At 65.1% G+C, this 11,750-nt stretch carries 11 protein-coding genes; 3 read left to right on the forward strand and 8 right to left on the reverse strand.

What is annotated here, in order from left to right:
• Positions 1 to 228, reverse strand: a 228-nt coding sequence (locus VMJ11_RS07810; RefSeq protein ID WP_325618604.1) for a hypothetical protein, incomplete at its 3' end; no start/stop codon positions are given.
• Between the two features lie 150 nt (positions 229 to 378).
• Between VMJ11_RS07810 and VMJ11_RS07815 the strand changes: the two genes are divergently transcribed.
• From VMJ11_RS07815 to VMJ11_RS07825, 3 genes are read left to right on the forward strand one after another with little or no spacing between them, the layout of a single operon-like run.
• The gene (locus tag VMJ11_RS07815) at positions 379 to 1,818 is read left to right on the forward strand and encodes an MFS transporter (RefSeq protein ID WP_325618606.1); all 1,440 of its coding nucleotides are present in this window, start codon (positions 379 to 381) and stop codon (positions 1,816 to 1,818) included.
• Between the two features lie 24 nt (positions 1,819 to 1,842).
• Positions 1,843 to 3,042: a CoA transferase gene (locus VMJ11_RS07820; RefSeq protein ID WP_325618706.1), complete on the forward strand. Its 1,200-nt coding sequence runs from the start codon at positions 1,843 to 1,845 to the stop codon at positions 3,040 to 3,042.
• A 2-nt stretch (positions 3,043 to 3,044) separates the two neighbouring features.
• A complete protein-coding gene (locus VMJ11_RS07825; protein WP_325618608.1) occupies positions 3,045 to 3,890 on the forward strand; it encodes a citryl-CoA lyase in 846 nt (281 codons plus the stop codon).
• Between the two features lie 62 nt (positions 3,891 to 3,952).
• Here VMJ11_RS07825 and VMJ11_RS07830 read toward each other — a convergent pair whose 3' ends face one another.
• From VMJ11_RS07830 to VMJ11_RS07860, 7 genes are all read right to left on the reverse strand, one after another.
• The gene (locus VMJ11_RS07830; RefSeq protein WP_325618609.1) at positions 3,953 to 4,723 is read right to left on the reverse strand and encodes an IclR family transcriptional regulator; all 771 of its coding nucleotides are present in this window, start codon (positions 4,721 to 4,723) and stop codon (positions 3,953 to 3,955) included.
• An 88-nt stretch (positions 4,724 to 4,811) separates the two neighbouring features.
• Positions 4,812 to 5,819 carry a substrate-binding domain-containing protein gene (locus tag VMJ11_RS07835; RefSeq protein ID WP_325618611.1) on the reverse strand — a complete coding sequence of 336 codons (1,008 nt, stop codon included), beginning with the start codon at positions 5,817 to 5,819 and terminating at the stop codon, positions 4,812 to 4,814.
• Between the two features lie 32 nt (positions 5,820 to 5,851).
• Positions 5,852 to 6,949 (reverse strand): ABC transporter ATP-binding protein, encoded by a 1,098-nt coding sequence (locus VMJ11_RS07840; RefSeq protein ID WP_325618613.1) that lies wholly within the window; start codon positions 6,947 to 6,949, stop codon positions 5,852 to 5,854.
• Between the two features lie 9 nt (positions 6,950 to 6,958).
• Positions 6,959 to 7,888 (reverse strand): carbohydrate ABC transporter permease, encoded by a 930-nt coding sequence (locus VMJ11_RS07845; RefSeq protein WP_325618615.1) that lies wholly within the window; start codon positions 7,886 to 7,888, stop codon positions 6,959 to 6,961.
• Positions 7,885 to 8,829: a sugar ABC transporter permease gene (locus VMJ11_RS07850; protein ID WP_325618617.1), complete on the reverse strand. Its 945-nt coding sequence runs from the start codon at positions 8,827 to 8,829 to the stop codon at positions 7,885 to 7,887. The genes VMJ11_RS07845 and VMJ11_RS07850 overlap by 4 nt, the downstream gene beginning before the upstream one ends.
• An 8-nt stretch (positions 8,830 to 8,837) precedes the next feature.
• Positions 8,838 to 10,079 (reverse strand): ABC transporter substrate-binding protein, encoded by a 1,242-nt coding sequence (locus VMJ11_RS07855; protein ID WP_325618619.1) that lies wholly within the window; start codon positions 10,077 to 10,079, stop codon positions 8,838 to 8,840.
• A 252-nt stretch (positions 10,080 to 10,331) separates the two neighbouring features.
• Positions 10,332 to 11,738 (reverse strand): GH1 family beta-glucosidase, encoded by a 1,407-nt coding sequence (locus VMJ11_RS07860; protein WP_325618622.1) that lies wholly within the window; start codon positions 11,736 to 11,738, stop codon positions 10,332 to 10,334.
• Positions 11,739 to 11,750: the final 12 nt, after the last annotated feature.

Raw genomic sequence — 11,750 nt, forward strand, 5'->3', positions numbered from 1 at the left:
TCGAGTTCGCGCATGTTCAGTGTCACCAGTTCGGCTGCGCGCATGGCGGGCTCCCGCAATCAGACCGGAAACGCCGAGCATGGCATCAGCTGCAAAACACGACATCTGTATCTTGCTGAAACACGACATTCTCATATTGCCGCTACAGCAAAAACTTCGATAATTTATCTTATGTAAAATCAAAAAGAAACCTGCTTGAGTTACTTCCCAGCTGTATTTCCAAGTCATTGCACCTCCTCGAACTCATTTCACCGGCCACTCAGTAAAACCCCTGGTCGGTTGGCGCGCGGCGTCACAGTATCATCGAGCCATATTTATAGAACGGCGTTCTATCTAATAGAACGAACTAACCCCAACCCGAGACTTGAGGAGAGCCCGATGTCCAGTCTCTCAGTCGAAACGACCCGTGAGTCGCCTCGACATTACGCCGCCGGCGCCCCCAGTGCGGCCGAGATCAACGCGCGCATCGACCGCCTGCCGGCCACTCGCGCCATCTGGACGCTCGTGCTCTTGCTCTCGGTGGGCGGCTGGTTCGAGTTCTACGATCTGTTCTTCACGGCCTACGTCGGGCCGGGTCTTGTGAAAAGCGGCCTTTATTCAACGACCACGGCTTCGTTCTTCGGTTTCTCCGGGCTCGGCGCGTTCGTGGCGGCGTCGTTCGCAGGACTTTTCATCGGCACTTTTTGCCTGACCGGCCTCGCCGACCGCTACGGCCGCCGCACGATGTTCACGGCTTCGCTGCTCTGGTACTCGGTAGCGACCTGCATCATGGCGTTGCAGACGAGCGCGCCCGCCATCAACCTGTGGCGTCTCATCGCCGGCATTGGCGTGGGTATCGAGCTCGTCACCATCGACACCTACGTGAGCGAGATCGTGCCGAGGCACATGCGCGGCCGCGCGTTCGCGTTCGTGCATCTCGTGCAATACACGGCTGTGCCCGCGGTCGCATTGCTCGCCTGGTGGTTCGTGCCGCGTGCGCCACTCGGCTTCGATGGCTGGCGCTGGGTCGTGATGTTCGGCGCGTTCGGCGCGCTGATTGCCTGGGCCATCCGCCGCCGCGTGCCCGAAAGCGCACGTTGGCTCGCCCAGCGCGGACGCACTGAGGAAGCCGCACGCGTGCTAGCGAAGCTCGAAGCCAGGATCGAGGCGCAATACGGCCGCCTGCTGCCCGCGCCCGCCGTGGAATCCACCGGCCCGCAAGCCGCGACCAAGGCGCGCTTTGCCGAAATCTGGCAACCGCCTTATCGCCGCCGCACCATCACGCTGCTCGTATTCAACCTGTTTCAGGCGATCGGCTTCTACGGCTTCGCCTCATGGGTGCCCACGCTGCTCGTCTCGAAGGGCGTCACGGTCACGCATAGCCTCCTCTACTCGTTCGTGATCGCTGCATCGAATCCGTTCGGACCGCTGCTCGGCATGGCGATCGCAGATCGCATCGAACGCAAGACGCTCATCGTGCTCTCCGCACTCGCCATCGCCGTGTGCGGCACGCTATTCGCGATGCAAACGGCGGCCGCCATGCTCATGTTGCTCGGCGTGCTCATCACGCTCGGCGGCACACTGCTGTCGGTCGGCTATCACGCATATCAGGTCGAGCTGTTCCCCACGCGCATGCGCGCCACGGCCGTCGGCTTCGTCTATTCGATGTCGCGCCTCTCCGCAATGTTCTCGGGTTTCATGATCGCGTTCGCACTGCGCCATTTCGGCGTGCCAGGTGTCTTCACACTCATTACCGGCGCGATGATCGTGGTGATGGTAGCCATCGGTCTCTTCGGGCCGCGCACGAAAAATCGCGCGCTCGACGACATCTCCCGCTAACCCCTTTCCTGCAAGGCTCGAATCATCATGCTCCCGTTAGCTGGGGTGCGCGTCCTGGACCTCTCGAATGTGCTCGCGGGTCCGTTCTGCGCCTATCAACTCGCCCTCTTCGGCGCCGAAGTCACCAAGGTCGAGCACCCTGAAGGTGGCGACCTCGCCCGGCGCCTCGGCGCCGACAAGGACGCCGCCGCACGCAACATGGGCGCCTCGTTCGTGGCCGTGAACGCGGGCAAGCGCTCGATCACGCTGAATTTGAAAGACCCGCGCGGCAAGGCCATCTTGCGCGATCTGGTGCGCGACGCCGATGTACTCGTCGAGAACTTCCGGCCCGGCGTGATGGACCGGCTCGGCCTCGGGTACGATCAGCTATCCGAAGTGAATCCAGCGCTTGTCTACTGCGCCATCTCCGGCTTCGGCGACGAAGGTGAGCTCTCGCACCGCCCCGCCTACGATCAGATCATCCAGGGCATGTCGGGCGTGATGAGCGTAACGGGCGATGCGCACAGCGCGCCGTTGCGCGTGGGCTATCCCGTCTCCGACACGGTCGGCGGACTCACGGCTGCGTTCGGCATCTGCGCGGCGCTCGTCGACGCGCGGGCGCGTGGCCGTGGCCGCCGGCTCGATGTTTCAATGCTCGAAGCCACGCTCGCGACGATGGGTTGGGTCGTGTCGAACTACCTGAACGCAGGCGTCGAACCCGCACCGATGGGCAACGAGAATTTCACGGCGGCGCCCTCGGGCACGTTCCGCACCGGCGCAGGCCTGCTCAATATCGCCGCGAACGAGACACGCCAGTTCGAAAGCCTGTGCGATGTGATCGGCCGCCCGGATCTGCCGCACGACGAACGCTTTGCCGCGCGCCATATGCGCAAGCAGTATCGCGCCGAACTCAAGGCCGAGATCGAGGCCGCACTCGCCGCCGACAGCGCGGCAAACTGGGAGGCCCGCCTGCTCGAGCGAGGCGTGCCGGTGGGCCGCGTGCTTTCGGTGCCGGAGATCCTCGCGCATCCGCATGTCGCCGAGCGCCGTTTCGTGCGCGAATTCGAGGCGACCGGGGGCGTTGCGGCACAACGTGTGACGCGCGCGGGCCTGCGCCTCTCCGATGCCGACGCCGCGCCCGCCACCGCTGCTCCGACGCTCGGCGCGCACACGCGCGAGACGCTCGCGCAACTCGGCTACGACGCCGCTCAAATCGAAACGCTGCATCACGACGGAGTAATCTGACCATGCCGACGACGAACCCCGCCGCCGCTCCCGATCTTGCCGCGCTGTGCGCGGACTACTGGAGCACCTCGATCACTGATATCCATCCGGGTTCGATCAAGGTGCGCGGCTACCCAATCCAGGAACTGATCGGCAATGTGAGCTTCCCGCAGATGATCTGGCTGATGCTGCGCGGCGAACTCCCCAGCGACGAAGAAGCAACGCTGCTCGAGGCGGCGCTCGTGGCCTCGGTCGATCACGGGCCACACGCGCCGTCGATTGCGATCTCGCGCATGGCAACGAGCTGTGGCCTGCCGATCAACGGCGCGATGGCCTCGGCGCTCAATGCACTCGACGACGTGCATGGCGGCGCAGGCCAGCAGGCAGTCGAGCTCTACGCCGACATCGCCGCGCGCGTCGTGGCGGGCAGCACGCTCGAAGCGGCCGTGGAAGCGGGCGTGGACGAATTCATCGCCGTTCATGGCAAGTATCTGCCCGGCTTCGGCCATCGCTTTCATCCCGTCGATCCGCGCGCTGGTCGGTTGCTTGCGCTCGTCGACGCACGCGTGGCGTCCGGCACGATCAAGGGCCGCTATGCCGCGATCGCGCGCGGCATCGAAGCGTTGTTGAAAAAGCGCAAGGACCGGCCCGTGCCGATGAACATCGACGGCGTGACGGCCGTCATCTATGCGGAACTGGGTTTCGCGCCTGAACTCGCGCGCGGCGTGTTTTGCCTCTCGCGCGCGGTCGGGATCCTCGCGCATGCATGGGAGCAGCGCGGGCGCGGCGAGCGCAACAAGGGGCCAATGCCGCGGCAGATTCCATACGCCTATACCGGCGCGCCGGAGCGCCATCTTAGCGAGTCTTGAGCGCGCGGGCGTGAAGGACCGCGCGTGCAAACGGCGCCTTGCGTTGTTTGCCGCGCGTGGGCTCAGGCGTCCTCGCGAGCGCGCGCAGCGTGAGCGCGTTGAGCGGCGCGTAACGCGCGCGAGTCGCCGCCGAGCGCGTCGGTAGCGCGCACCGCGCAATCGAAGAGCGCATCGAGATGGCGTTCGACAAACGCGCCGTCGATGCGCGAACTGGGCCCCGCGAGCGTCAGCACGCCGCGCAGCGCATCGTGCACGCCGAAGACGGGCATCGAGACACCCGCTGTCTCGCGCTCGCGCTCGCCAATCGATATGCAGTAGAAGTTGCGCCGGATATCCTCGAACGGCTCGCCGGGTGCGCCACCGAACGCCAGCAGCGCGCGTCCGCCCGAACCGCTCTCGAGCGGCAGCACGTCGCCCTCGCGCACGTGGTGACGTACCACATGCTGCGAATCGACGCGATGCAGACACACGCGCACGGCGTTGTCGCGCACGTAGAAAGACACGCTCTCCCCGCTCGCCGCTGCCAGCTCGCGCATGAGCGGCAACAGGATGTCACCCAGATTCAGGCTGCGCTGATAGAGCGCGCCCAACGCGAACGTGGCGGGGCCGAGCTGGTAGCGCCCATCGTCGAGGCGCAGCAGCAGGCGATGCTGGATCAGCGAGCCGGCCAGCCGCAGCAGCGTGCTCTTGTAGAGGCCGGTGCGCGCCGCGAGCTCGGCGAGCGTGAGCGCGCTGTCGCCGGGACGAAACGCGAACAGGATCGCACACGCGCGGTCGATGACGGCGACGCCTTCTTCTTTCTTGACCGTAGCAGCCGGATCTTGCGCGGGCATGGGTGTGACAGGCGGAGATTGGGAATGCGTCCGATTTTACGCGATCTCGCGCGCCTTCCGCGCATCCATCCCCCGCCCGCTCAGCGCTTCATTTCGCCCGCGTTACCGATGCGCGCATCGTGACGCTCACCGGGAAGGTGCGCTCGATCGGCCACTGCGTGCCGTAGCACTGGTTGATGAGCCAGCGCACCGCGTTGCGCGTGAGTTCGGCGGTCGGAATGTGCACCGAGGTCAGCGCGGGCGCCATGTACGCCGCCGAATAGTCGTCGTCATAGCCGATCACCGAGACGTCGTCTGGCACCCGCAAGCCAGCTTCCTGAAGCCGCGCGAGCGCACTCATGGCCATCGTGTCGTTCGCACAAAAGAGGCCGGTGAAGCGGCGCTTCTGCTCGATGAGCGTCTCGGCCGCCGCATAGCCGCCTTCCGGCGAGAAGTCCGAGACAATATGAGGCACCGACTTGCGCTCGATGCCGTGACGCTCCAGCTCCGCGAAAAAGCCGTGCAGGCGCGCCGCATTGTCCGACGAAGTGGAAGGGCCACCAATCACCGCAAGCTCGCGATGGCCGTGCTCGATGAGCGTGCGTGCGGCCAGCTCGCCGCCATGAAAGTGATCGGCGCAGAACGATGCTTCGGGCAACTGATCGAATGCGCGATTCAGGAAGGCCATGCGCGGGTGCATGGCATGCAGCATCTGCAGGTCGTCGTCGTAGAGGTCGTGGCTGATGACCACCACGCCGTCGCAGTCGCGCCCAATCAGGAAGCGCACTGCCTCCATCGCCTGCTCGCGTGGCGAAGCCTCGCCACAACCGGTCGCCACCACCACGTGACGGCGAACGGCGCGCAGTTGCGTATCGGTTTCCTTGAGGATGGTGCCGTAGTACGAGCCGAAGAACGTCGGCACAAAAATCCCGATGATGCCGAGCGACTTCGTGGCCATCGCCCGTCCGATCGACGAAGGTCGGAAATTGAGTTGCTCGATGGCGGCCTGCACGCGCGCGGCCGCCTCCGCCGACACCGGACCGTTGCCCGATATTGCACGCGAAGCCGTCGAGAGGCCCACGCCGGCGAGCGCCGCCACGTCTTTCAGGGTTGCCACGATGCGTTCTCTCTTGTCGCTGGGTGGTGCCGTCAAAGCCGTGCCCCTGTCGTTTCGTCGAATAGCGAGACATGTGCGCCGTCTATCGAGAACGGCACCGTCGCGCCGGGCGCAAGCGGCGTCTTGTCCTGATCGATCGACGCGATCTGCACGCCCTCATGCTCCATCCACAGTACACGATGGTTGCCCATCGGCTCCATGAGCGTCAAGCGCCCCTCCCAGGCCGCTTCATGCGCGCTCGCCGCGATCCCCGCGTGCACGTCCTCCGGACGCACGCCGAGTATGCAGGTGCGCGTTGGGTCCGGAGTGTCCTTGAATGCGTAGTGCGAGACATCCACGTCGAGGCCCGGCCCGCGAAAACGCAGCCTGCCCTCGTCGGCTTCGAGCCGGCCGCGCAGCAGGTTCATGGGCGGCGCACCGAGGAACGTCGCGACAAACAGGTTCTCCGGCCGCGCGTACACCTCGGCCGGCGTGCCGAACTGCTGGATCGCCCCGCCCTTCATCACCGCCATGCGCGTGGCGAGCGTCATCGCCTCGACCTGATCGTGGGTCACGTAGATCATCGTCGCGCCGAGCCGCTGATGCAGTTGCTTGAGCTCGCGGCGCAGTTCGGTGCGCAGCTTGGCGTCGAGGTTGGAGAGCGGTTCGTCGAAGAGGAACACATCCGCTTCGCGCACGAGCGCGCGCCCGATCGCCACGCGTTGACGCTGGCCGCCGGAGAGCTGCGCCGGCTTGCGCGAGAGCAGCGCTCCGAGTTGCAGCATGTCGGCGGCGCGCTTCACGCGCCGCTCGATCTCCGCCTTCGGCGTGCCATTGATACGCAGTGCGAACGAGAGATTACGCTCGACATTCATGGTCGGATAGAGCGCGTACGACTGGAACACGAGCGCCACGCCGCGATCCTTCGGGTCGGCCCACGTCATGTCCTCGCCGCCTATCTCGATGCTGCCGTCGGTCACATCGACGAGGCCTGCGATACTGTGCAGCAAGGTGGACTTGCCGCAACCCGAAGGACCGAGCAGCACCACGAATTCGCCGGCGCGCACGTCGAGGTCGAGATCGTCGATCACGGTATTCGCACCGAGTTCGATGCGCAGGTTGCGTACGGAAACGTTCGTGAGATTACCCATGCCCTGCTCCTAGCCTTTTACCGCACCCGACGCGATGCCGCGCACGAACCACCGCCCCGAGACGAAATAGATCGCGAGCGGCACGAGCGACGTGAGGATCGTCGCGGCCATGTTGACGTTGTAGAGCCGCTCGCCCGTCGTCGTGTTGATGATGTTGTTGAGTTGCACTGTCATCGGCAGGTTTTTCGTCCCCGCGAACACGAGGCCGAGAATGTAGTCGTTCCAGATGCCCGTGACCTGCATGATGACCGCCACGACGATGATCGGCACCGACATGGGCAGCATGAGCTGCGCGAAGATGCGCCAGAATCCGCCGCCGTCGATGCGCGCCGCCTTGAACAGCTCCTGCGGCAACGACGCATAGTAGTTTCGAAACAGCAGCGTCATGACCGGCATGCCGAAGATCGTATGAATCACGACGATGCCGGCCAACGAACTGAAAAGATGCACGAAGGCCAGCACGCGCACGAGCGGATAGACCATCACCTGCACGGGAATGAAAGCGCCTGCGAGCAGGATGCCGAACAGCACGCCCGCGCCGCGCGGGCGCCATAACGAAAGCGCGTAGCCGTTCACGGCGCCCACCGCGATCGAGAAGACCGTGCTCGGCACCACGATGCGCACCGAATTCCAGAAGCCCACACGAATGCCGTCGCAGTCGAGGCCCGTGCAGGCGGATGCCCACGCGTCGCGCCATGGCGCAAGCGTGAAATGCACCGGCAGCGCGAGCAGATGGCCAAGACGGATCTCGTCCATCGGCTTAACCGAGGTCACGAGCATGACGTAGAGCGGCAGCAGGAAGAACAGCGCCGCCGTGAAGAGGAACGCATAGACGCCGAGTCGCGCGGGCGTAAAGTGGCGGTGGCGCCCGGGGCGTCGCGCGCCACGTTGCGCGGGAGCGCTTTCGCGACGCAGCGAATGACCCTGTGGCGTGCTCATGCCCGTTCCCCTTTGAACGCCGCACGGCTGCGTGCGTAGAAGAATGGCGCGAGGATCGCGAGCACGGTGCCGAGCAGCACGATGGAGGCCGCCGAGGCGAGCCCGATGTTCGCGCGATTGAACAGATAGTCCATGATGAATTTCGCCGGCACCTCGCTTGCGGTGCCGGGGCCGCCCTGGGTCATCGCGACTACGGCGTCGTAGAGCTTCACGACCATCACGAAAAGCAGAACGAATGCGGTGGAGAGCGAGGTCTTGAGCATCGGCACGACGATGCTCGCGTACACACGCCAGCGCGGAATGCCGTCCAGGCGCGCCGCCTTCCATATCTCATCGTCGATGCCGCGCAGGCCCGCGAGCATCAGCGCCATCACGAGGCCCGAGGCCTGCCACACCGTCGCGATCACGAGCGTATAGATTGCGAAGCGCTGCGAGACGATCCAGTCGAAACGCGCATGCGTGAATCCCATCTGCTGCAACACGGCCTGCACGCCGAGCTCGGGATTGAGGATCCACTGCCAAACGAGCCCGGTCGCGACGAACGACATCGCATAGGGATAGAGAAACACCGTGCGCAGCGCGCCTTCGGCCGCTACGCGCTGGTCGATGAAGATCGCGAGCAACAGGCCGATCACGAGGCACGCAGCGATGAAACACGCCCCGTAGATCACGAGATTCTGCAGCGACAGGATCCAGCGGTCGTTCTGGAAGAGCCGCACGTACTGCGTCGCGCCCGCGAACGTGTTCGTGGGCAGCGAGCGCGAGTAGCTGAGCGAGACGCGCGCCGTCCACAGCATCGTGCCCAGATACGCGAACACGACCGTCGCCGCCATGGGTGCGAGCGCGATCCACGCGGCGAGCGAGAGCCGCCGGCGCGCGGGACGCGCGGTGCGCGCGCGGCCCGCGTGGCGTTTGGCTGGATGCAGCTTGACGGCGTACATGGCGCGCCTTAGCTCTTGAGCGCCGTGGCGAAGGCCTTCTGCGCGTCATCGACCGACTGGTTCTTGTTCCAGAAGTTCGTGATGACGTCCTGGAGCGCCCCCTGCACGTCAGGCGGAATCAGCATTTCCGGATTCGGCAGTTGCCGCGATTTATCCTTCATGATCGCCATGCCCTCCTTCGCACAAATGTCGAAGCCCGAGGTATCGACGTCCGGGCGGATAGGAATCGAGCCCTTGCGCTGGTTGAACGAGGCCTGCGCGGCGGGCGACGTCATGACCGTGGCGAGCAGTTGCTGTGCCTTCACTTGCTCGCTATTGTCGGTCTTCGGGAACACGAACACGTCGCCGGCCACCATGTAGGGCGACTTAGGCCCGAAACCGGGGAAGCACCCGAAGTCCTTGCCGGCCACCTGGTTCGCGGCCGAGAACTCGCCCTTGGCCCAGTCGCCCATGATCTGCATGCCCGCCTTGCCGGAAATGACGAGCGCCGTGGCGTCGTTCCAGTTGCGGCCCGGCGAACCCGGATCCACGTAATTGTGCAAGCGCTTGAAGGTCGCGAGCACGTTGCGGAACGCCGGCGAATTCACCGCGTTCGCGTCGCGGTCGCGATAGACCTTCATGTACAGATCGCGGTCCATGTCGGCGAAGATGGCGTCGAAGGTGATCTTTTCCTGCCACGCCTGGCCGCCCAGTGCGAGCGGAATCAGGCCCGCGGCCTTGAGCTTGTCGAGATCGCCGAAGAGGTCGTCGAAATTCTGCGGCTCGCCCTTGATGCCCGCCTTCACGAACGCGGGCTTCGAATAGAAGAACCAGTCCTGCATGTGGATGTTCACGGGCGCCGCGTAGTAGTGTCCGTTGACCTTGATCGCGGTGAGAATCGACTCGGGGAAGATGGCGCTCCAGTTCTCCTTCGTCGCGACCGTATCGACGTTATTCAGGAGTCCCTGGTCGATGAGGTCGTGAAACTGCTTGGACGTATTGAATTGCGCGGCCGTGGGCGGATCGCCGCCCACGATGCGGTTGATCGCGGTCGCACGCGCCTGGTCCGCACCGGCAATCGCGTTGTCGACCCACTGCCCGCCCGCCTGATCGTAGGCGAGCGCGAACTGCTTGATCGCGGCCGACTCGCCGCCCGAGGTCCACCAGTGAATCACGTTGGCCTTGAGCGGTTCGGCGGCGTGGGCGGCGAGCGTGCCGGCCAGCGCCAGGGCGGCCACGATTGTGCGCAGAACGGGTGCGTTGTGCTTCATTGCGTCTCCTTGTCGATCAGAGTCGGCGCGTGAGCGGTCGGCCGCAGTGAGTGCTTTGGCACTGACTCCGGGCCCATGCAGGGCGCTTACTCCGAGCCCGGTTGCTCCGGGTTGGTCTGCAAAAGCTCTGGATTGGGGTAAAGCGCGATTGGGCGCTTCAGATTTGCCTCGTCTTGCAAACTAAAACGTATTGCGCGTGCCCTGCGGCCGTATCGCCATGGCGCTACGGCTAGCTTCGTTGCTGCAGGCGCGTCAGCCGGCGCCGAGCGCTCGCCGTTGCGCGATGAAGTGTGCAATGAGTTCCGCGCTGCGCTTGGGCGTGCGAACCTGCGTGTCGTAGTCGACGTGCACGACGCCAAAGCGCCGCTCGTAGCCAAAGGCCCACTCGAAGTTGTCGAGCAGCGACCACACGAAGTAGCCTCGCACGTCCACGCCCGCTGCCATCGCCGCGTCCACCGCGGCGAGATGGCGCTTGAGGAAGGCGATGCGCTGCGTGTCGTCCACACGGCCATCGCTCACGCGGTCGTCCGAGGCCATGCCGTTCTCCGTGATGTAGATGGGCGGCAGGTTGTCGTACGTGCGCGCGAAGCCGGTCAGCAGATCGCGCAGGCCGTCGGGGTGGACCTCCCACCCCATCTGCGTGCGCTCGACGCCTTCGAGCGGCACCTCGATGAACCCGTGCGCGCCGTCGCTCTTCACGTTGGTGCGGAAATAGTAGTTGATGCCGATGAAATCGAGCGGCGCGGCGATCGTCTTCAGGTCGCCTTCGAGCACGAGCGGTTCGGTGCCCGGCCACAGCTCGAACAACGCTTCGGGGTACTCACCCTTGAGCAGCGGATCGAGAATCCACGCGTTGTGCTGCACCTCGAAACGGCGCGCGGCGCGCACATCGGCTTCGGACGACGAATCGGGCGTACCGCGCCCCACGTTCGCCACGATGCCCTTGGCCGAAGCCGGATCGTTCGCGCGCAGAACCGGAATCGCAAGGCCGTGCCCGAGCAACAGATGATGCATGGCCTGCGTGGCGTAGCGGCCATTGGCCAGGCCCGGCGCGTGGTGGCCGTTGCCGTAGCCGAGGTACGCCGAGCACCACGGCTCGTTGAGCGTCATCCACGCATCGACGAGACCGGACAGTTCGCGGCTCATGAGGTCCGCATAGTCTGCGAAGCGCCACGCCGTCTCGCGGTTCAACCAGCCCCCGCGATCCTCAATATACTGAGGCAGGTCCCAGTGATAGAGCGTCGCGAACGTGCGAATGCCCTTCTCCTTCAGACGCTCCAGCAGGCGCTTGTAGAACGCAATGCCCCGGGCGTTGGGGCGCCCCGCCTCGTCCATCACGCGCGGCCACGCAATCGAAAAGCGGTACGCCTCGAAGTTCAGGCGCGTGAGCAGGTCGAGATCGGCTTCCCAGCGGTGATAGTGATCGCACGCCACGGCGCCCGTGTCGCCCGCGAGCACCTTGCCCGGCGTCGCGCTAAAAGTGTCCCAGATCGACGGCAACCGCCCGTCTTCGCTGGCCGCCCCTTCGATTTGATAGGCGGCCGTGGCCGCGCCGAGCAGGAAATCTCTTCGCCACAACGCCGAACTGGCGGGCGGCGTAAACGGATCGTCGGTAACTGCGGCGGAGGAAGACGGCAAAGCGGCTGTGTCCTGGGTCACGAAACCTCCTGC

Origin of the sequence: Paraburkholderia sp., from assembly GCF_035501035.1 — a bacterium.
Lineage (GTDB): Bacteria > Pseudomonadota > Gammaproteobacteria > Burkholderiales > Burkholderiaceae > Paraburkholderia.

Excerpts from the sequence above, each read along its gene's own strand:
- VMJ11_RS07815 (WP_325618606.1), top strand. The coding sequence starts at position 379 with ATGTCCAGTCTCTCAGTCGAAACGACCCGTGAGTCGCCTCGACATTAC.
- VMJ11_RS07825 (WP_325618608.1), top strand. The coding sequence starts at position 3,045 with ATGCCGACGACGAACCCCGCCGCCGCTCCCGATCTTGCCGCGCTGTGC.
- VMJ11_RS07830 (WP_325618609.1), bottom strand. The coding sequence starts at position 4,723 with ATGCCCGCGCAAGATCCGGCTGCTACGGTCAAGAAAGAAGAAGGCGTC.
- VMJ11_RS07840 (WP_325618613.1), bottom strand. The coding sequence starts at position 6,949 with ATGGGTAATCTCACGAACGTTTCCGTACGCAACCTGCGCATCGAACTC.
- VMJ11_RS07845 (WP_325618615.1), bottom strand. The coding sequence starts at position 7,888 with ATGAGCACGCCACAGGGTCATTCGCTGCGTCGCGAAAGCGCTCCCGCG.
- VMJ11_RS07850 (WP_325618617.1), bottom strand. The coding sequence starts at position 8,829 with ATGTACGCCGTCAAGCTGCATCCAGCCAAACGCCACGCGGGCCGCGCG.
- VMJ11_RS07855 (WP_325618619.1), bottom strand. The coding sequence starts at position 10,079 with ATGAAGCACAACGCACCCGTTCTGCGCACAATCGTGGCCGCCCTGGCG.